General features: G+C 32.0%; 22 protein-coding genes and 1 pseudogene. 21 read left to right on the top strand and 2 right to left on the bottom strand.

Annotation, left to right across the window (positions count from 1 at the left end; translation table 11 throughout):
• Positions 1–11 precede the first annotated feature (11 nt).
• The 20 genes and pseudogenes from HNP35_RS12725 to HNP35_RS12630 all read left to right on the top strand — a co-directional run bounded on the left by HNP35_RS12725 (position 12) and on the right by HNP35_RS12630 (position 20,441).
• On the top strand, positions 12–938 hold the full coding sequence (locus HNP35_RS12725) for a hypothetical protein (RefSeq protein ID WP_184162500.1): 927 nt from the start codon (positions 12–14) through the stop codon (positions 936–938).
• An 11-nt stretch (positions 939–949) separates the two neighbouring features.
• Positions 950–1,960 carry a hypothetical protein gene (locus HNP35_RS12720; RefSeq protein ID WP_184162497.1) on the top strand — a complete coding sequence of 337 codons (1,011 nt, stop codon included), beginning with the start codon at positions 950–952 and terminating at the stop codon, positions 1,958–1,960.
• A gap of 6 nt (positions 1,961–1,966) precedes the next feature.
• Entirely contained in the window at positions 1,967–2,938 is a 972-nt protein-coding gene (locus HNP35_RS12715) for a hypothetical protein (RefSeq protein ID WP_184162494.1), read from the top strand.
• 21 nt (positions 2,939–2,959) lie between these two features.
• A pseudogene (locus tag HNP35_RS12710) lies at positions 2,960–3,811 on the top strand (glycosyltransferase family 32 protein); the annotation flags it as partial.
• A gap of 77 nt (positions 3,812–3,888) precedes the next feature.
• Positions 3,889–4,968 (top strand): glycosyltransferase, encoded by a 1,080-nt coding sequence (locus HNP35_RS12705; protein ID WP_184162488.1) that lies wholly within the window; start codon positions 3,889–3,891, stop codon positions 4,966–4,968.
• A complete protein-coding gene (locus HNP35_RS12700; protein ID WP_184162485.1) occupies positions 4,965–6,206 on the top strand; it encodes a glycosyltransferase family 4 protein in 1,242 nt (413 codons plus the stop codon). The genes HNP35_RS12705 and HNP35_RS12700 overlap by 4 nt, the downstream gene beginning before the upstream one ends.
• A gap of 14 nt (positions 6,207–6,220) precedes the next feature.
• On the top strand, positions 6,221–7,519 hold the full coding sequence (locus tag HNP35_RS12695; protein ID WP_184162482.1) for a hypothetical protein: 1,299 nt from the start codon (positions 6,221–6,223) through the stop codon (positions 7,517–7,519).
• Entirely contained in the window at positions 7,520–8,686 is a 1,167-nt protein-coding gene (locus HNP35_RS12690) for a glycosyltransferase (RefSeq protein ID WP_221433446.1), read from the top strand.
• Positions 8,683–9,762: a glycosyltransferase gene (locus HNP35_RS12685; protein WP_184162479.1), complete on the top strand. Its 1,080-nt coding sequence runs from the start codon at positions 8,683–8,685 to the stop codon at positions 9,760–9,762. The genes HNP35_RS12690 and HNP35_RS12685 overlap by 4 nt, the downstream gene beginning before the upstream one ends.
• On the top strand, positions 9,755–10,309 hold the full coding sequence (locus HNP35_RS12680; RefSeq protein ID WP_184162474.1) for a putative colanic acid biosynthesis acetyltransferase: 555 nt from the start codon (positions 9,755–9,757) through the stop codon (positions 10,307–10,309). Before HNP35_RS12685 ends, HNP35_RS12680 begins: the two co-directional genes overlap by 8 nt.
• Positions 10,302–11,126 carry a glycosyltransferase family 2 protein gene (locus HNP35_RS12675; protein ID WP_184162471.1) on the top strand — a complete coding sequence of 275 codons (825 nt, stop codon included), beginning with the start codon at positions 10,302–10,304 and terminating at the stop codon, positions 11,124–11,126. The genes HNP35_RS12680 and HNP35_RS12675 overlap by 8 nt, the downstream gene beginning before the upstream one ends.
• 1 nt (position 11,127) lies before the next feature.
• Positions 11,128–12,072, top strand: coding sequence for a UDP-glucuronic acid decarboxylase family protein (locus HNP35_RS12670; protein WP_184162467.1), 945 nt, complete (start codon positions 11,128–11,130; stop codon positions 12,070–12,072).
• Positions 12,073–12,271: 199 nt separating this feature from the next.
• Positions 12,272–13,018: a glycosyltransferase family 2 protein gene (locus HNP35_RS12665; RefSeq protein WP_184162465.1), complete on the top strand. Its 747-nt coding sequence runs from the start codon at positions 12,272–12,274 to the stop codon at positions 13,016–13,018.
• A gap of 40 nt (positions 13,019–13,058) precedes the next feature.
• A complete protein-coding gene (locus HNP35_RS12660; protein ID WP_184162462.1) occupies positions 13,059–13,826 on the top strand; it encodes a polysaccharide biosynthesis/export family protein in 768 nt (255 codons plus the stop codon).
• 89 nt (positions 13,827–13,915) lie between these two features.
• The gene (locus tag HNP35_RS12655; RefSeq protein ID WP_184162459.1) at positions 13,916–16,255 is read left to right on the top strand and encodes a GumC family protein; all 2,340 of its coding nucleotides are present in this window, start codon (positions 13,916–13,918) and stop codon (positions 16,253–16,255) included.
• Between the two features lie 49 nt (positions 16,256–16,304).
• Entirely contained in the window at positions 16,305–16,721 is a 417-nt protein-coding gene (locus HNP35_RS12650) for a VanZ family protein (RefSeq protein WP_184162456.1), read from the top strand.
• Positions 16,705–18,105: an exopolysaccharide biosynthesis polyprenyl glycosylphosphotransferase gene (locus HNP35_RS12645; RefSeq protein WP_184162453.1), complete on the top strand. Its 1,401-nt coding sequence runs from the start codon at positions 16,705–16,707 to the stop codon at positions 18,103–18,105. Before HNP35_RS12650 ends, HNP35_RS12645 begins: the two co-directional genes overlap by 17 nt.
• A 66-nt stretch (positions 18,106–18,171) precedes the next feature.
• On the top strand, positions 18,172–18,375 hold the full coding sequence (locus HNP35_RS12640) for a hypothetical protein (protein WP_184162437.1): 204 nt from the start codon (positions 18,172–18,174) through the stop codon (positions 18,373–18,375).
• Positions 18,376–18,977: 602 nt separating this feature from the next.
• On the top strand, positions 18,978–19,427 hold the full coding sequence (locus HNP35_RS12635) for a hypothetical protein (RefSeq protein WP_184162434.1): 450 nt from the start codon (positions 18,978–18,980) through the stop codon (positions 19,425–19,427).
• Positions 19,428–19,619: 192 nt separating this feature from the next.
• The gene (locus tag HNP35_RS12630) at positions 19,620–20,441 is read left to right on the top strand and encodes a phospholipase A (protein ID WP_184162431.1); all 822 of its coding nucleotides are present in this window, start codon (positions 19,620–19,622) and stop codon (positions 20,439–20,441) included.
• Positions 20,442–20,469: 28 nt separating this feature from the next.
• Here the strand turns inward: HNP35_RS12630 and HNP35_RS12625 are convergent, their stop codons facing one another.
• Both HNP35_RS12625 and HNP35_RS12620 read right to left on the bottom strand, forming a co-directional pair.
• Entirely contained in the window at positions 20,470–20,661 is a 192-nt protein-coding gene (locus HNP35_RS12625; protein ID WP_184162428.1) for a hypothetical protein, read from the bottom strand.
• Between the two features lie 38 nt (positions 20,662–20,699).
• Positions 20,700–20,969, bottom strand: coding sequence for a hypothetical protein (locus HNP35_RS12620; RefSeq protein WP_184162425.1), 270 nt, complete (start codon positions 20,967–20,969; stop codon positions 20,700–20,702).
• A 123-nt stretch (positions 20,970–21,092) separates the two neighbouring features.
• Here HNP35_RS12620 and HNP35_RS12615 point away from each other — a divergent pair, with 123 nt between their 5' ends.
• The gene (locus tag HNP35_RS12615; protein ID WP_184162422.1) at positions 21,093–21,422 is read left to right on the top strand and encodes a helix-turn-helix domain-containing protein; all 330 of its coding nucleotides are present in this window, start codon (positions 21,093–21,095) and stop codon (positions 21,420–21,422) included.
• Positions 21,423–21,439: the final 17 nt, after the last annotated feature.

Genomic DNA, 21,439 nt, shown 5'->3' with positions numbered 1-21,439 from the left:
ATTCTGAAAACATGAATAAATTACCTGGTCAAGGCGGACTTACAAAAAGAATTACCGTAGCTAAAGGAAAATCAAATAGAAGAAAATTTGATAAAGAAATTTCATCAGGTTTATCAAATTTGATTGCTAAAATCGATAAAAAGAAAAACATTGAAATGGAAATTGCTAGCTTTTCTTCATTTAATGATTTTCAAGAACAGCTCTTATCTATTTTATCTTTTGTTCGTTATGTTGGAACGCCATTGAAGTGGACACTTTATTCTGATGGATCTCATACGAAAGAGCAAATAGATCAACTTGAAAAAGGTTTTGGTTTTGTGAAAGTGATCAAAGGAATTAATTGGAGTGAGATCAAAACGCTAAAAGGGTTGAGCAGAGAAGAGTTAGAACCTTATGAAGAATATTTAATTCATTTCTGTAAAACATCTCCGTATGGCAAAAAGTTATTTTATTATTTAAACCATACGATAGAAAAACCGACTCTTTTTTTAGATTCAGATATTTTGTTTTATGAACACGCCAATGTTTTAGAATTGGTTTTATCTGAAAAACCTGGTGCAAACGGATGGTATATGCCAGATGTTAATTGGGGTTGTTTAGACAGCCGCTACAAAGCAGTAAATTCTGAACAAGTTTATCAGATAAATTCAGGTTTTATTTTTGCAAATACAGCTTTTGAACGTATCAACGAATCTTTAGATTTTTTCAAAACATTCAATTTTACGTACGAATATTTTAGCGAACAAACTATTTACCATCATTTATTAAAAAACAACGTTTATATGCCTTTAACTCCAAAAACTTTCATTTTGGATGCAGGCGATCAGTTTGATTTTTCTTATTTGTTTCATCCAAAACAAATGGCAGTCAGACATTATACAGGCCCTGTGCGTCATAAAATGTGGCAGAAAGATTATAAGTGGCATTTAGGTTTATAAAAACAAATTTGATGAAAAAAGGTATCGTTTTAGTGGCCAATTTAAAAAGCCAATGGTATAGTGAAAACTTAATTTATTCCATTAGAAAAAGCGGTTGTACACTTCCAATTCGACTAATCCATTTTGGAGGAGAAAAAGTTAATTCGGAGTATATTCTAAAAGAAGTAGAATTCTTAACCGTCGATGATTTTTCTGAAGAAGCAAAAGTTTTTATAAAAAATCTAAGAAGTGTTTTAACAGAATGTCCACTCGGATTTTTATATCGCTTCTTGGCTTTATTTTCAGATTGGGATGAATTTATTTATACAGATAATGATATTGTAGCTTTAATGAATTGGGAACGTATGTTTGATTTTGATTCAGAATACGATTTAATTCATGCCGATACAGAATACACAACCGAAGGAATTCATAATTATCTGCTTCCAGAAAAAGTATTGGAACATTTCGGAAAAGACGGTTTAAATACAGCAATTACCGCAGGACACATATTAGTAAGAAGAAGCGAAAAAATTATTGCAGATATGAATGCTGCAATTGAGTGGTTTAAGCAGCATCCAGAAATTCCAAAAAAGCACGATCAATCTTTATTGCATATCGCCTCTTTGATTGGAGATTGGAAATTACTGAATCTTTGCAAACCGCCACACAGTTGGTTGAGTTCCTGGTCAGGCGATTATGTAAACAGTCTAGATTTAATTCACGCAATTCAAGGTGGCTATGAGCAAAAAACAACTTCTTATAAAATGTGGTATGCTAATTTATCTGAAGAAGCAAAAACAGTAGTGGATAAAGAAACAATTTTTTCAAAAACTTATGTACCCATTACCCATTTGCACTATTCAGGAAGAGGACGTTTAGGACCAGAATCTATAGATGAATTGATGTATTCTAGCCAAACAGACAAACAACGAATGAGAAGTTTGTATAAAGTTGAAAGTGCAGATATGTTTTACATCACTTTCATCAGGCATCAATCAAAACGTGTAAAAAGAAAACTTAAACAGCTATTAAAATTATAATATTATATGAATGCAGCAGTTTGCACTATTTTCGAAGGTCACTACCATTATGGTGTAGCCGCACTTTCTAATTCATTATGCGAAAACGGATATAAAGGAGATATTTATGCAGGTTACAGAGGTGCATTACCTAAATGGGTTTTAAGTGGAAAAAAGGAAACAGTTGGTAAATGGAATGAAGCAATCGTTTTAACTCCGGTTGAAGGAATAAGAATCATTTTTCTTCCAATAGAAACCAATTATAATATGGCAAACTACAAGCCAGATTTTATGTTGGAATTATGGGAAGGACCAGCAAAAGATGCAGAAGCATTCTATTATTTTGATCCAGATATTGTTATAAATGATTCTTGGACTTGCTACGAACAATGGGTAAACTGCGGAGTAGCGCTTTGCGAAGATGTTAATTCGCCTCTTCAAGAATTTCACCCGAGAAGACAAGGTTGGAAATCATATTATAAAAAACATAATATAGATTTAAAATTTAAAAATGCCATTTATGTAAATGCTGGCTATGTCGGACTTCTTAAAAAAGACATCTCTTTTTTAAAATCATGGGTTCAAATGCAAGAGTTAATGGCACCAGCAATTGGAGGTTTAGAGAATTCTATTTTTTTAAATCAATCTTACAATTCTACGGTTTTGAAAATGGAAGGATTTCAAATTTTTGATAAACCAGATCAAGATGCTCTTAATGCAGCAATTGAAGTTTTTGAAGGCCCAGTAAGTTATATGGGAAAAGAGGGAATGGGATTTACTGAGGGTGAATCGACAATGTCTCACGGAATGGGAAGCCCGAAACCTTGGAAAGCACATCATTTACTGAGAGCAATTCAAGGTAAAATTCCAAGAAATTTAGATGTTATTTATTGGAAGAACTGTTCTTATCCAGTATTAGCACATTCTAAATGGGAGATTAAAAGAAAATCAATAGGTATCAAATTAGCCAAAGTTATTGGAAGATTTTATAAAGTTTGAGTCTAAAAAAATGATAAAAGAAAAATTATGATTCCAAAAACAATTCATATTTGCTGGTTTAGTGGAGAAGATTATACGCCGTTTATAAAAGAGTGTATGGAAACTTGGAAAGTTCATTTGCCAGACTTTAAAATACGCATATGGAATAAGGATAGTTTTGATTTTGATTCTGTTCCATTTGTAAAAGAAGCAATTTTGGCTAAAAAATGGGCCTTTGCAGCAGATTACATTAGACTTTATGCTTTATATACCGAAGGAGGTTTGTATTTGGATTCTGATGTTAAAATCCTAAAGCCTCTTAAAGAATCATGGTTTGAGTACGATTTTTTTAGCGCTCACGAAATTCATCCAGGATTGTATGAAAATGCAGGTGGAGATAACCAACTAAATTCTTCTTATCTGCCTAAAGTTGAGGGTGATATTATAACAGGTTTTGCAGTGCAGGGAGCCATTTTTGCTTCGGCACCAAATCATCCTTATATAAAAGAATGTTTAGATCAGTATACGAATTTGCATTTATTTGGTAAAGACGGAACTATGGATTTAAAACAAGTGATAATTGGATATGTAATCACGCCTATTGCAGTAAAATACGGATACATATATAAAGATACTGAGCAAGTTTTAAAAAACAATATGCTTATTCTTCCCGCAAATATTTTGGTAGGAAATGCTATTTTTTTAGATAAAGAATCTTATGCAATTCATTTAATTAATGGAAGTTGGAGAGGAAAAAAGGGAATAGAAAAATTCATTCATTTGATACGCAATAATTATCCAAGATTATTTCCTATTGTAAATTTCATAGATAAAAGCTTTAAAAAAACCTTTCGAACGTCAAAACAACTCTTAAAAGTTTTTCTGGGAGGCTAAAAAATAATATTCTTTCATTTTAAGTAAACTAAATCTCGTGATTTGGTTGTTCAAAAACTCAAAAAACAAAACTACAAATGGACATACTTTTTCTTTGCGGCTCTGCCGAACTTGGAAATGATGGTGTAGGCGATTATACGCGTCGATTATGTGGCAAACTTATAAAAGCAGGCCATAGAGCACAGATTTTGTCTCTATGCGATCAGATTATTTATTATTCTAGCGAAAGTCAGGTGGTTGAAGAAATACCTGTAATCGTACACAGAATTCCTGCATCAACTCCAAATAAACAGCGTTTGATATGGTTACAGAATGTTTTAAAAGATTTTGAACCAGATCTGATTTCTTTACAATATGTACCCTATAGTTTTAACCCAAAAGGACTGCCTTTCTGGTTACCTTCTTATTTAAAGAAAATAAGAGGAAATCATAAATGGCATATCATGTTTCATGAATTATGGCTTGGAATAGATACAGAATCTTCTCTAAAACACAAATTAATTGGCAAACTACAACAGGTAATTGCCAAAAAGATAATCCAAAATATCAAGACAGATTTTATTAATACGCAAAATCAGCTGTATCAATATTTTCTTAGATCTCATAATATCAATGCCGAGATTTTACCAATTTGCGGTAACATACCTCTAACGGCTGTAAAAATAGAAAGCAGAGAATTTGCTCAATTTGTTTTATTTGGAACTATTCATAATGGAGCGCCTTTTGAAGATTTTATTGAGGATTTAATGATCACTTCTGGTCAATTTAGCAAACCGATAAAATTTGTTTTCATCGGTAAAAATGGCCCTGAATTAACAAATTACACTGCGATATTAGATTATTACAATATTCGTTATGAAGTTTTAGGTATTCAGCCAGAAAATGTGATTTCGCAAGTGCTTAGAAATAGTGATTTCGGAATATCTACAACGCCTTATTACCAAAGCGAAAAAAGCGGAGTTTATGCCGCTTATAAAGAACATCAGCTTAATACAATCTGTGTGTCACGCAATTGGACTCCAACAAAAGGCAAGTATGTAATTCCGCAAATCATTAAATACGAAAAAAATAATCTAAATATAGTTCCAATGAATATCGAAGGAGCTAATTTGAACAATATGGCCGACCAGTTTATTAATTCAATTTCTGTTTTATGAAGCTGCTTGTTTCTCATCCGACTTTAAATGCAAATTCAAAAAATTTAGTAACTGGATTACTAAAGAATCAGCTTTTGTTTAAATTATTTACATCAGTTGCTATTTTTCCTGATCAATTGCTTTTTAAATTAGGAAACAATCCAAAATTAAAAGATTTAAAAAGAAGAAGCTTAAATAAAGCTTGGCAGCCATATACAAAGTCTAAATCTTTTTTTGAGTTTGGACGTTTGTTAGCTTCTAAACTGAATTTAGATTTTTTAATAAAACACGAAAAAGGTATTTTTTGTATTGATAATGTCTATCAAGAACACGATAAATGGACTGCCAATAATTTAGCCAAAGCAAAAAAAAATGGACTAGCAGCAGTTTATGCTTACGAAGATGGAGCTTTATCTACTTTCAAAGAAGCTAAACAATTAGGACTTCAGTGCATTTATGATTTGCCAATTGGTTATTGGAAAAGTGCTCGTTTATTGATGCAAAAAGAATTTGATCTTAATCCAGATTGGTCAAGCACACTTACGGGTTTTAATGATTCAGAAGAGAAACTGAATAAAAAAGATCAAGAATTGGCTTTGGCAGATGTCATTTTTGTCGCTAGCAGTTTTACTAAAAAAACACTCCAAGAATATACAGGAAATCTAGCAGAGATAAAAGTTATTCCATACGGTTTTCCTGAGGTTAAAGAACAGAAAAAATATCTGCCTTTAGAAAACAGAAAACTTAAAGTTTTATTTATTGGCGGATTATCACAGCGCAAAGGAATCTCTTATTTATTTGATGCTGTTGAAGAATTACAAGATAAAGTAGAATTGACAGTAGTAGGGCATAAATCGGTTGGTCATTGTGAGGCATTAAACAAAGCGTTAGAAAAGCATAATTGGATTCCGTCTTTATCTCATGATCAAGTACTCGAATGCATGAAAGAACATGATGTTTTTGTTTTTCCTTCACTATTTGAAGGATTTGGTTTGGTAATTACAGAAGCAATGTCGCAAGGAATTCCTGTCATTACAACAGATCGTACAGCTGGTCCCGATTTAATAGAAAATGAAAAAGATGGATGGATTGTGCCATCAGGTTCTTCAGAAGCTATAAAAGAGGTAATTAACAGAATAATAGAAAAACCAGAATTATTGGAGCAATATGGGTTAGCGGCCCAAAACAAAGCACAAACAAGACCGTGGTCGGTTTACGGACAAGAGATGGCAGATGCACTTTCTTCGCTAAATAATTAAAAGAAAACGTTTTTATGAATACAATAGCAATAACGCAACAAGAAGTGATGGTAGACTACAAGTCTATAAAAACAGCTATTTGGCTGTACTTTTTGCTATGGATTTTTGAAGGAGCTCTTCGTAAATGGATTTTGCCAAGTTTAGCAACTCCGTTATTGATTGTACGTGACCCTATCGCTATTTACATTCTTTTAAGAGCTTTTTATTTAAGAGTCAAATTTGTAAATATGTATGTCGTTCTAAGCTTTATTATTACTTTATTAAGCTTATCGATTACGATGACTTTTGGACACGAAAATATGTTTGTAGGCATCTATGGTGCTCGTATTATGTTGCTTCATTTTCCGTTAATTTTTGTAATTGGCGCGGTTTTTACCAAAGAAGATATTCTCAAAATGGGACGTGCAATGTTGGTTATCAATATCATCATGACACTCATAATTTATTTTCAATTTATAAGTCCGCAAACTGCTTACATAAATACAGGTTTAGGAGGAGAAGGAAGTGCTGGATTTGATGGTGCAATGGGGTATTTTCGTCCATCTGGAACTTTTTCATTTACAACAGGATTATCTTCTTATTACATTTTGGCTTCTGTTTTTGTCTTTTATTTTTGGCTGTCTAAAGAAGCTTGTTCAAAAGTATTATTGATAAGCAGTACTATTGCCTTAATTATTGCTTTGCCAATAACAGTAAGTAGAACTGCTGTACTAGGTGTTTTGTTGGTTGGTTTTTTTGCTTTTATAGGATCTTCAACAAGTTTCAAATCTATTATTAGATTATTGATTACGATTGTAGTAATCGGTCTTTTGTTTTTCATTTTGCAGAAAACAACAACCGTTTTTAGTCTAGGAACCGAAGTTTTTATGAGTCGTGTAGATACTGCCAAAGGTCAAGAAGGAGGATCTATAATTGAAAGATCAATTCAAGGATTTACAGAACCTTTCGAAACCTTACTGAAAGCACCATTGTTTGAAGGTAATTTAGGTATGGGAACAAATGCTGGAGCACAATTACTAACAGGAAAAAGAGCTTTTTTAGTTTCTGAGGGAGAATTAAATCGAATTGGTGGAGAGCAAGGACTTATTTTAGGAGGAGCTATGGTTGTTTTGAGATTAGTTTTTGCATTTGGACTTTTCTATAGCTCTATAAAAAAGCCTAGTGAATTTAAGCTCTTACCAATGACATTCTGCGGCACCGCTTTATTTTTAATTACTCAAGGACAATGGGCACAGCCAAGTATGTTAGGATGTTCTGTAATTGCGGCGGGTCTTTTGGTAGCAAGCTTAAATATTAATATGAAAAACGAATAAATGAAAATTATACTTTTCGCACACCCTTCGTTTTTAAAACACCAAAGTATGCCCCGTTATGCCAATATGCTGCAAAACGGAATGATAGAAAGAGGACATGAAGTAGAAGTATGGAGTCCCAAAGCAAGATTTTATAAAATTCCGTCGACTGATTCTCTAAAAAAATGGCTTGGTTATATCGATCAATATTTGATTTTTCCAATAGAAGTAAAATTTAAATTAATTAATTCTTCAAAAGAAAACCTTTTTGTATTTGCTGATCAAGCATTAGGGCCTTGGGTGCCACTTGTAAAAAACAGAAAACATGTTGTGCATTGCCATGATTTTTTAGCTTTAAAATCGGCTTTAGGAATGATACCAGAAAATCCAACATCACGAACTGGAAAATGGTATCAGGATTATATTAGAAAAGGTTTTTCTAAAGGAAAAAATTTTATTTCGATTTCTAAAAAAACGCAACAGGATTTACACGAATTGCATTTAGGAAAAATAGAAAATTCAGCAGTTTGTTATAACGGTTTAAATCGAACTTTTTGTTCAGAACCGCAACAATCTTCTAGAGATTTACTTCAGAAAAAACTGAATATAGATTTATCAAAAGGGTATATAATGCACATTGGAGGAAATCAATATTATAAAAACCGAAAAGGAGTAATGGAGATTTATGAAACTTGGAGAAATTTATATAATGTAAAAATTCCTTTGATTTTAATAGGTGAAGAACCATCTGATGAATTGGCTGTTATGCATTTGCAATCGTCTTTTAAAAATGATATTCATTTCATTAGCAATTTATCAGACGAATATATCAATAATGCTTACTCTGGAGCAAGCTGTTTATTATTTCCGTCATTAGACGAAGGTTTTGGATGGCCAATTATCGAGGCTATGGCTTCTGGATGTCCAGTTATTACTACAGATAAGGCTCCAATGAATGAAATAGGAGGGATTGCAGCTTACTACATTGCTAAAAGACCAGTAGAAAAAGAACATTTGCAAAAATGGAAAACAGATGGAGCAGAAATGGTTCAAAAAGTTTTAACACTGGAAGAAACTCAACAAGAAGAGAATACAGCAGAAAATTTTAGTCAATCACAAAAATTTACGATGGAAAATTCCCTAAATGCGATTGAAGTCGTTTATAAACAAATTAATCAAATTGTATGAAAGTAGTCCATTTTATTGCCGGAATTGATAAGAAAGAGGGAGGCACTTCAGAATACATGAGATTGTTAGGTTCAGAACTTAAAAATCATATTGAAGTTATTGTAGCAACTGGCAGATCTGCCAATCCGATAGATATTAAAGGTGTCAAAATAAAATTTTTTGAGACCAGTGTTTTAAGATGGTTTTCAATGCTTAATGAATTTCGTTCTTTCTTACTTGCCGAAAAACCAGATATTGTTCATATAAATGGGATATGGAGTCCGCAAAATTGGGGTTTTCAGAAAAAAGCACAAGAGTTGGGAATCAAAGTGATTCTATCTCCGCACGGAATGTTAGAGCCTTGGATTATGGCTCAAAATTCATGGAAGAAAAGATTAGGATTGTTTTTGTATCAAAGAAAAGCTATTCAGAGAGCAAAATGTCTGCACACCACTGCAGAAATGGAAGCTTTAAATATACAGTATTTAGGTTTTAAAACGCCAATTCATATTATTCCGAACGGTATTGATTTGAATGATATCAAGGGAATGAAGAAAGACTATGGAACAAAAAGAATAGTTTTTCTGTCTAGAATTCACCCTAAAAAAGGAGTCGAATTGCTGCTAGAAGCTTGGCGTAATTCTAACACAAATGGTTGGGTTTTAGAAATTGCCGGAAATGGTGATGAGAATTATATCGAAAATTTAAACCAAAGTGCTAGAGATCTTAAAAACGTAAACTTTGTTGGTGCCAAATATGGGCAGGAAAAATGGGATTTTCTTCGTTCTGCAGATGTAATGATTTTGCCAACACACAGTGAAAATTTTGGAATTGTGGTTGCAGAGGCACTAGCAATAGGTGTTCCCGTAGTAACGACTCAAGGAACTCCTTGGGAAGATTTGGAAATTCACGAATGCGGATGGTGGATTAACTTATCGGTTTCTAATCTAGAAAATATTATTGCCAAAATAATTAAGACTCCTGCCCATGAACTTCAAATTATGGGCGAGAAAGGAAGAAAATTGGTTACAGAAAAATATGAAATTCGATCTGTAGCTTGTAAAATAAGCGATTTATATAAAAAAACACTTGACTAATAATATTGTGGATTTATCAACTTACAGCCATTCTTTTAGTTTAAAAAACAAAATTTCAAGACTAATCTGGAATTTTGCCCGACTAATTTTATTCCGTCCGTTTGCTTCTAGATTATGCATCAAATGGAGAGTTCTTGTTTTAAAATGTTTTGGAGCAAAAATAGATTGGACAACCAATGTTTATGCATCGGTAAAAATCTGGGCTCCATGGAATTTAGAAATTGGTAAAAACTCAAGCCTTGGCCCACAAGTAGATTGTTATAATCAAGGGAAAATAACCATTGGTTCTAACACTATAATTTCACAAAAAACGTATTTGTGTGCCTCTACTCATGATTATACTCAGAAAGATTTTCCGCTAATATTAAAACCAATTACTATTGGCGATGGTGTTTGGGTAGCAGCAGATGCTTTTATTGCGCCAGGAATAAATATAGAAAATCATGCAGTTGTAGCTGCTCGCTCTGCTGTAATTAAAGATGTAGAAAAAAATACTATTGTTGGGGGAAATCCCGCTAAACTTATAAAATCTAGAAGCTTTGAATAAAATTCCAATTACCGTAGTTGTTTCTGTTAAAAACGAAGCGCTTAATTTACCGTCTTGCTTAGATAAATTAAAACGATTTGATCAAATTATTGTGGTAGATTCTGGCAGTACTGATGATACTATTGCTATTGCAACCGAAATGGGAGCAGAAGTACTACAATTTCAGTGGAATGGAAAATTTCCTAAGAAGCGCAATTGGACACTCCAAAATGGAAACCTTCGCCATGAATGGATTTTGTTTTTGGATGCAGATGAATTTGTAACCGAAGCATTTGTTGATGAGGTTGCAGTAAAAACATTAGATCCAAATTACAATGGATTTACCATTCAGTTTGAAAACTATTTTATGGGAAGAAAACTAAAATATGGTTATGGTTTTCAAAAGTCAGCTCTTTTTAAGAAATCTAAAGGAGCTTACGAAAAAATTGAAGAAGACTTATGGAGTCATTTAGATATGGAAGTGCATGAACATCCTATTATAGAAGGAAAAGTTGGTATCATAAAATCTAAAGTTGTTCATAAAGACTTTAAAAACTTAGAACATTATATAGCCAAACACAATGCCTATTCTTCTTGGGAAGCTCAACGATATCTTCAGTTGAAGAAATCAAAAAACGAAGTGCTTTCTTTTAACCAAAAAATTAAGTACGGTCTTTTAAATACAGGTTTACTTCCTGCGGTTTATTTTCTTGGAGCCTATTTTCTAAAATTAGGATTTCTAGATGGCAAAGAAGGATTTTATCTGGCACGTTTTAAGTCGCATTATTTTTTTCAAATTCAAACCAAAGTAGATTCAATCAAAAATAATATAAACTAATATGAAAAGAATATTGATAACCGGTGGAGCTGGATTTGTGGGTTCACATTTGTGCAAAAGATTACTAAATGAAGGAAATGAAGTAATATGCCTAGATAACTACTTCACAGGAGCCAAATCTAATATTATAGAACTGCTGGATAATCCTTATTTTGAAATGGTTCGACACGATATTACAGAACCATATTATGCTGAGGTTGATGAGATTTACAATCTTGCTTGTCCGGCATCTCCAGTACATTACCAATATAATCCGATTAAAACAATCAAAACTTCTGTAATGGGAGCAATAAATGTTTTAGGATTAGCCAAACGTGTTAATGCAAAAGTTTTGCAAGCCAGTACAAGTGAAGTTTATGGTGATCCTCTTGTGCATCCTCAGCCAGAACATTATTGGGGACATGTAAATCCGATTGGTATTCGTTCTTGCTACGATGAAGGAAAACGTTGTGCTGAAACATTATTTATGGATTATCACAATCAAAACAAAGTGGCTATTAAAATCATCAGAATATTTAATACCTACGGTCCTAATATGAATCCGGCAGACGGAAGAGTAGTTTCTAATTTTATTGTACAGGCTTTGCAAGGAAAAGATATTACGATTTTTGGAGACGGACTGCAAACTCGTTCTTTTCAATACGTTGATGATTTAGTGGAAGGAATGGTGAGAATGATGAATTCTGATCCTGCATTTCTAGGACCAGTAAATTTGGGTAATCCAAATGAGTTTACAATGTTAGAGTTGGCCCAAGCTGTTATTGAATTAACAAATTCTAAATCGAAAATCATTCATTTAGAACTTCCACAAGACGATCCGAAGCAAAGACAGCCAGATATTACTTTGGCTAAAAGCAAATTAAATGGGTGGGAACCTAAGATACAGTTAAAAGAAGGTTTGGTTACTACCATTAACTATTTTGACCAATTATTGTTAAATCAATAAACATCTTTTTGTAAAATAGAGAGTATCACTTTAGACTCTTTTCTTTTTTTACAATTTCCTTATTAAGGACATCAATATACTAAAATTTGGGTTTTAACGAGGATTGTGGCGCTTCGTCGAGAAGTTTTTCTAGTGGCGTTCTTTTGTTTTAGTTTTACCTTGAAATTATGAAAAACATTTACTTTAAAATGTAATTATTATGAGAATCACTATTATCACAGTATGTTACAACAGAAAAGCTACTATAGAAAAAGCGATCAAAAGTGTGTTGTCTCAAAATTATCATGACATAGAATATATCATAATTGATGGCAATTCTAAAGATGGAACACAATCAGTAATTGAGTCTTACCGAGACAGAATAAGCCAATATATTTCTGAGCCAGATAAAGGTATGTATGATGCAATAAACAAAGGGTTGAAACTCGCAACTGGAGATGTAATTGGTTTAATGCATTCTGATGATGAATTCTATGATACAAAAGCGATTTCGAGAATTGCTGCTCGTTTTAGTACTGATTCTAGTATAGAGGGTATTTATGGAGATGGAGTTTATGTAACCAATGATTCGGACGAGCGTTTAGTGCGTGACAGAATTGGTGGTGTCTTTAGCCTTAAGAAAGTAAAAGGAGGCTGGTTACCTTTACACCCAACCGTTTACTTGAAAAAGAGTATAATTGACAAACATGGTTTGTATAACCTTGATTTTAAAATAGCTTCAGATACAGAATTTTTACTTCGCTATCTGTACAAGTATAAAATCAAGATGAGTTACATCGACAAGTATATCGTTAAGATGAGAATGGGAGGCATGAGTACCAGTTTTAAAACAGCATTGAAAGTTTTAAATGAAGACTACAAAATCTATAAGTATCACGGATTGACGGCAGCACAAGCAGTATTTCTTAAAAAAAGTCTTGCTTTAAGACAGTACATAGTTCAATAATTCTTAAGTGATAAAAAATATTAATATATACACCGTTAACATGAAGAAATTTTTCTTTCCTATTATTTTATCGCTTTTATTTATGTTGGGGTCTTGTACTACCAGAAAACAAATGTTGTATTTGCAGGATTTAGATAGTTATGCAAATTCGACCCTAACTTATACATCGCCTAAAATCCAGCCTAATGATATCTTAAAAATCGACATTGGTGATTTAAACCCTGTAGTAGCAGCACCTTTCAATATGAATAGTGGAACAACAGGGGCACAAAATTCAGTTGATATGATGAGATTGTCTGGTTATCTGGTTAATCCGCAAGGAACTATTATGATGCCTATTTTGAATGAAGTAAAAGTAGGTGGACTAACACCAGCTAATGCAGAAATTAAAATAAAAGAACGCTTGATAAATGAGAACTACTTGGTAAATCCTACTGTTCAGGTTCGAGTACTTAACAACAAATTTACCATTTTAGGAGAAGTTAATGCTCCAGGTGTAATTCCTTTTAGTGAAGAATCAATCAGTTTGCTTGATGCAATCGGAATGGCGAGAGATTTAACTTATTCAGCCATTCGAAAAGATATTAAACTGATTAGAGAAGTAGACGGAAAACGTTTGGTGTATCACATTGACCTGACAACAGCTTCTTGGATGTCTAATCCGAACTTTAGAATCAGACAAAATGATGTAATTGTGGTAACTCCAAATAAGCTAAAAGCAAATAGTGGAGGACTTATTAAAGATCCAATTCAATTGTTAGGAATAGTAGCATCGCTTTCGGCTTTGATTATTGTTATTGCTCAATAGAAAGGGAAGAGTATAAAAAGATTGTATAAGTATTTCAGAATTAGAATTTACTTATTGTTATTAATTCGACTGTATTTAATTAGATAATTATGGATTTCAAAAAAGAACTTGTAAAGTATTTGAGATATTGGCCTTGGTTTGTACTAAGTTTAATAGTATTTGTGGGTGCAGCTTATATTTTTATTAAAATAACGCCATCTACTTACGAAACTTCAGCTACGATTTTGTTCGACAAAAAACAAGAAGACAAAACAAAAATAATTACAATAAGTACAGCTGAAAAAAGCAGTGAAGATAATTTGGAAGATGAAATTCGACTAATTACTTCAAACGAATTTTTATTGGATGTTGTAAAGAAATTGAACTTAAACTTTTCTTATTTCGAAAAGGTATATACGGTACAAAACAATTACGTAAATGAAGTTCCTTTTGCATTAATACCAACCGTTTCTAAAGATTCTCTTCCAGAAGCTACTTATGAAATTAAAGTAAATAATGATGGCTTTGTTGTAACAGAACCTGCAACTGAAAAAACTTGGAACGTAAAAGGATATAAAGGAACTGAAGCTGTTGAAGGTTTGCCATTTAAAATTCAATTATCGGCAAAGGCAAAAAAGAATCCTTCTGCCTTTTTTGAAAGTGAATATAAAGTAGTAATGCAACCAACTGCGGTAGCTTTAAAAGATTTAAAATCTTCTCTTTTTGTGGTAGCAGATGAAAAAGCAAAAGGAGTAATAGAGCTTAGTCATGTGAGTGTAAGTCCAGATCGTTCAAGAAAAATTTTAAGTGAAATTATTGTTTTATTAGACAAAAGCATTGTTTTAAATAAGCAAAAAGTATTTAGAAATACTGTTTCTTATTTAAATCAAAGGATAAAAAATTTCACGAAAGAAAAAGATTCGATCGAAAGCGTAAAAGAAAAATACTTGCAAAACAACGATATCGGTGTAATGGACAACTATATTGTTGAACAAACTGCCGATAGAAGCCAAAAAAAGGAAAGCTCTTCTAATAACGAGAAACAAGTCTCTCTGGCTAGTTTTGCACTTAACGATATTAGACAAGCAGGACCTACTCAAACTTTAGGAACAGGTTATAACTTAGAATCTCCGTCTGTAAATCAAATGCTTCTAGCCTATAATGCAAAAATTTTAGACAGCCAGTTGATTTTAGAGAGAGCTCAAAAAAATAATCCTGCTTACATTAGTTTAATGACTCAGTTAAAAGTTCAAAAACAAGAGTTATTAAATACATTAGAAGGATATTTAAATTATCTGAATCAAAATAGTAGAGTTAACAGAGCAGAACAAAGTGCTGTAGATGCTAAAGTAAAAAGTATTCCAACAAAAGATAAAGTTTTAGGAAACATCAATAGCAACCTTACGCTTAAAGAAGAAACTTATGTTGCCTTATTGCAAAAGAGAGAAGAGGCCGTTTTAAATGGAGCTATTTTAGAGTCAAATTTAAAAACGTTAAATGCGCCAGAAACTAATTATTCTGCGATTTTCCCTCAGCCAAAAGTATTCATGCTTGGTTCGTTTTTATTTGCGTTGCTACTTCCATTCGGAATTACGTATTTACTCTTGTATTTTGACAACAAAATACACAATGAAGACGATATTGAGAAAGTGCTTACCAATATTCCGATTTTAGGACATATTCCTTTAATCAAAACAAATGATAAGTTAGACAATACAGCAACTTCACGTTCTATGATTGCAGAAGCCTCTCGAGCGTTAGTTTCAAATGTATCTTACTTATTACCAAGAAAAAAGGAAAGCAAAGGAAACGTTATATTGTATACTTCGGCTATTCAAGGAGAAGGAAAATCATTTTGTGCTTTTCATAACGCGATTACAATTAGCAACCTTAATAAAAAAGTATTATTGATTGGTGTCGATTTAAGAAATCCGCAACTGCATGATTATTTTAGTATTGATAGACGTGCTTTTGGACTTTCAGATTTCTTAGCAAACAAAACCGACGATTGGAAAGAGTTTTTGCAAAAAGACAATAATTTTTCACAAAGTCTAGATGTTTTATTTGCAGGAGAAACTCCTCCAAATCCTTCGCAATTGATCACCAATTCTAATTTTGAAACATTGATTGAAGAGGCAAGAGGGCTTTATGATTATATAATTTTAGATAGCGCTCCAGTGCAAATTGTATCAGATACGCTAAACTTTAGCCATTTGGCAGATGTAACAGTATTTGTCGTAAAATATGATTATACGGAGAAGAGCAATCTGGTTCAGGCAAATAATTTCATTAAAAAAGAACAACTAAAAAATGTTGGGATTCTTATAAACGGAGTAAATGTAAAATCTTCATACGGTTATGGTTATGGCGCAAGCTACGGCTACAAATATGAAGAAGCGAAAGCAAAGAAGCCTTGGTATAAAAAAAGCCTTAAAGTAAAAGAGGCCTAAAAAAAGAGTTTTTACCTAAAGCTTATTTACTAAAATTTAATAATAAAAAATGTTTAATAAAATAGTTCTAGTGCTATTGCTAACAGTTATCGGGATTGTGTTTTATTTCTCTTGGCTCTCAGATCCAAGTTTGTCAAGTGAAACTTATTTACCAAGATGGCTTTTGAACTGGAGTAACCATTATTACAATTTGCGTACTGCTGTTCCTTTTTTTGCTGTTGGCTTTTTATTAGAAATATATACAGAGCATAGAGGAGCATCAGATGTAAATTATAATAAGAATTTAAATTTTATACAGAATATAATTATTGCAGCAATAATAGTGTGTGTAGCCGAAGGAGGACAGTTTGTAATACAAAGAAGAAGTCCAGATTTAATGGATGTTTTCTACGGAGTTATAGGAAGTTTTACAGGAGCGATAAGTTATAATTTACTGAAAAAAATAAGAAATGCGAAACAGACATAAATTTACTTTCATAATGTGTTGTGCTATTGCCGATATGATTGCGATGGTGTTTGGTACAATTATATTTTTGAATTTTGCGATTGAAGAGAAAGTAGGTTGGAATACTTTATTTGTAAATAAAATGATTCCTATTACAATCTTAAGCTGGTTGTTTTCAGTTACTTATTTTCAATTATATAGAGTAGACGTTCTTTTTAGTTTAGATGAATTTTTCCGTAATAGCTGGCGTGCTTTTTTTACACAAAGAGTTTTATGGCACGGATATATTTTCATTTTTCAGGACGACGTATTGTATTTCTTTGGAACGAAGGCAAATTTAATTCAGCTAAGTTTCTTATTGTCTTACTTTTTATTGTCTAGAATCCTTTTTACTCTAGTGATAGGAAAAATCAAAGGATGGGTTTTTAAACAATATACAGTAGCAATTTGGGGATTTAATAAGACAAGTATCGAATTGGCTTCTCATTTAGAAAGCAATTCATTCTTTATCAATTTTGTCGGTATTTTAAATGAAAATTCGTCTGAAGAATATACCAATAATGAAGATTTCTCTTTGGCACTTTGCGCAGGAATTGACAAAGCTTCGAGAGATAATATTAATGAATTGTATATTGTTTCTAAACCTGATTTTATTTCAGATCTGAATGATTTTTTTGAGCTTGGAGATAAGCATTGTATGCGTTTGAAATTTGTGCCGGATTTTTCGTCTATTTCAAAAAAGCATTTCAACTCAAGCCATTTAAATAATTTTCATGTTATAAAACCTCGTTTTGAGCCTTTACAGAATGCATACAACAGATTAGCAAAGAGAATATTCGATCTTGTATTTAGCAGTTTGGTTATCATTTTCATTTTGTCTTGGTTGTATCCTTTGTTGGCTATTATCATTAAAAAACAAAGTCCAGGGCCAGTTTTATTTAAACAAATGAGAACCGGAAAAAAGAACCAAAGCTTTTGGTGTTACAAATTTCGAAGCATGTATGTTGATAATGCCAATGAAGCTCAGCAAGCGCAAAAAGGCGATAGCAGGGTTACGCCAATTGGAAGATTTATTCGCCGTACAAGTTTAGACGAAATGCCGCAGTTCTTTAATGTTTTGATTGGAAATATGAGTGTAGTAGGACCTCGTCCGCACATGATTAAACATACGTCAGATTATAATGACCACATTAATAATTTTATGGTTCGTCATTTTGTGAAACCTGGAATTACTGGTTTGGCTCAGGTTTCTGGTCTGCGTGGAGAAACAAAAAAAGTGTCTGATATGAAAAGACGCGTTACAACAGACATCGAATATGTGCAACGTTGGAGCTTAATAAAAGACATTAAAATTTGCTTTTTGACTGTAATTGTAACCTTAAAAGGAGATAAAAATGCCTTTTAAATAATAAATGAACTTAAAAATAAACTCAAAATAACTTAAAAAAAAAACTAATAAACTAATAGAATCATGGACATAACTAATTACTTAATCGGTTTACTTACAGGAGTTTCTGTTACAACCTTTTTTATCGGAAAAGAATGGTATAAATATTATACTAAGTACACTATCCAACAAAAACAATTGGATCGTATTTTAAAATTAAATGACAAAATCAAAAAATTAAAAACTTTGAGTCCATCAGAAACTCAAAATTACAACGTTGGGGTTTAAGACTGTTTATATTTAGATTTTTCCTTTGTGCTCTTGCGGGTTACATACAATTCTGTAAGTGTACTTTTTAGTGAAGTGAAATAAAAAATATTTACTTTTTGAATTTTTACTTTGATTGTAAGATCAAGTAAAAATAAACTGCAACCAAAAGTTTAGACGATTTTATGATTAAATCTAAAAGGAATTAGCTCGAAAAATATCGGGCTTATCCCTTTTAGATTTGGTCGTAGCACAAAAATTGTCGCCCATATTGAAAGCTCTCCAAAATCTTCCATTTTTAGTCTCTTTTTCGAATGCTTTGCTATTCGTAATCTTGTAGACTCTTTCCTTGTTATACGTTGCTTAACAATTATTATTTGGCTCTTGACCAATAATAATCCTCATCTGCGATAAATTATAACCCCTTTTGTTTTTTGGTATTTTTTATAGAAATCTATGCGTTTGATTTTTACAGTATTCTAGTAAAATTTCAGACCAAGATGGCTATCGGCTTTGCTTTTTTAACGAGCGAAAGTTTAATTTATTTATAATAATTCCGCAAAGAAATATGGCGGAATTAAAACGGGGTGTTTATGTCATTAAAATATAATTTGTTTTAAGAGATGGTCAATAAAGAAAGAGTTCTGGTTCGAGATAATAAGGGGATTTTTTTAAAAATGTTCAAAAGGAAATTTAAAAATGAGTTTGAATTTTCCGAAGATTCCTTTTTGCTAGAAAATGAAAAAAAATCAAATACTTATGATCATTCGGTATTCGTAGTTTACGAATACTCTGAACTATTGGATTTCTTTGAGTTAGAAGGTATAAATAACAATTTCATGGTTTGTTTATTTAGTAAGCATCTCTATAATAGCTTGTCGATGATAGAAGAGATAAAAGATCTAATCTTGATAGATGCTTCAAAAAGCAAGACAGAAATTTTTCAGGATTTAAGAACCTATTTTAAATCTTCGAGTTTAATTCCAAAAATTTCCAATAAGACTTTTGGAAAATCACAAATGCAGCAAAAACAATTAGAAGTTTTACAAAGAGCTTTATTCTTTATGATGTAAATTATTTGGTGAACACTATTTTTCATATAAATCTAAACAAAAGCCCACTCAATTGAGTGGGCTTTTGTTTTTGTAATGTATATTTTTAAGTATTTAAATTTAAATTACTGACTTTAAAATATTTTTTATTAAGATTCAAATAACGTAACTTAGTGTAAAAGGCTTAAATAAAACCCTAAATCACAAGTAATAATGCATTTTAAATCAATATTCATTTTCCTTATTTTATATTCAATTCATTCCAATTCACAGATTGTAGAAGAAAAGAAAAACTTCAGAGCAGCAGATTCATTATTAAAAGAAAACAGTTTTTCGGTTCACCGTGACAATTATTTTCTGACAGGAGTTCCACTAAGCGAACCTATTACACGCAATTCTGCCGATGTAAAGTATCAAGTAAGTTTTAAGCTTCGATTAAACTCAAAACCAATTTTGGGAGGTTTTTTTCCGTATTTAATGTACACACAGAAAGCTTTTTGGGATATTTATGCTAGTTCAAAACCTTTTTCAGAAATTAATTTTAATCCAGGAGTCGCAATGGTACGTCCGTTTTATCTAAAAGGCGGAAGACTTACCTACGGGACAATTTCGTTTGAACACGAATCAAACGGTAGAGATTCTATTTACTCACGAACTTGGAATATGCTGGCCTTTTCATTAAAATCGCAAGTTTCTCCAAGATGGACCGTTGGAATTAGAGGATGGATTCCTTTGGTTGACAAAGAAGATAATCCCGAACTTACAAAATATGTTGGTTATGGTGAAGCAAGTGCCACATATCTTATAAAACCTGGACGTTGGAGTGCCGATGTTCTTTTTAGAAAAGGAAGCGGACTTATTAATTATGGTTCTTTACAGACTCAATTGAATTGGAGACCTTATAAAGAGGAAAATTATTATGTAACCTTGCAATGGTTTGTAGGCTACACAGAGAGTTTAATAGATTATCAGGAACATAAAAGTATGATCCGTATCGGATTTACAATTAAACCCGAAGGTATGGGCATATTTTAAATTGAGAGAAGTCTGAAATCGCTGTTTTCTAATTGGCTAAATTTTGCAATTGATCAAAGCATTTCGAATGAATTTCCATCCCTTCCTGATATTCTTCTAGTGACATTCCATATAAATAGATTGAATCTACAATTGAACTAGTAATCGGTTTAGGAAAATGCGGTTCTTTTTCTTGATTGAAGAATTTTTCGTTTAATTCTGTATTGGTGTGGTTTGACATAGATAATAAAGTTTAATTCAATACTTACGAATATTTAATTAAGAGATCAATAAATTAATTCTTTCAATGGCTAGTTTGTTTTCGTTTGCGACTTCAACCAAAGCGAGTAAAATATCATTTCTCAGTATAGTTCTGTTTTTTACATTTCTAATTAATGATTTAGTTGGAGCGCTTTGGCCTTTCTCAACAATTCGGTTAATAGTTAAGTCGACATACGTAGAAGGTAAATGCTTGTTAATAAATTCATAAGCTTTTTGATTGTGAGAATTATCTTCTTTAAAATCGTTATTATTGATTAATTTTGACATATATTTGCAGTTTATAACTTAATATTTCCATATTTAATGTAAATGTAAGAATAATATTATATTTTATGGTCTTTTTTATGTTAAAAAATATATTATGACTACATTTTGTGTTGAATTTAAATGATGATGTACAACGAAAAACTAAGCAAATTCTTTAAAGCTAAAGGATTAAAGCAAAAAGAGGTAGGGGCAATTTTAGGATTTAGCCCAGCAATGATTGGAAGATATTTACATGGTACAGCTAATATTGGTTCTGAATTTATTATTAGTTTGAGTAAAAATTTTCCAGATGTAGATTTAAATGATCTTTTTGCTCCAGAAAACGAGCAAAATATGGTTAATGACGCTGGCGCAATCTATGAGAAAAGAAATATTCTCAATGATTTAGAAGAAATTGAAGGTCGTATTCATAATATTCGATTGCGCTTGGCAGAAACGAAATTTGAGGAATAAACTCAAAAGTTTTCCAA

The sequence above is a fragment of the Flavobacterium notoginsengisoli genome (genome assembly GCF_014207905.1).
In the GTDB taxonomy this organism is placed as follows: domain Bacteria; phylum Bacteroidota; class Bacteroidia; order Flavobacteriales; family Flavobacteriaceae; genus Flavobacterium; species Flavobacterium notoginsengisoli_A.
This window is presented reverse-complemented; position numbering and strand designations above follow the sequence as displayed.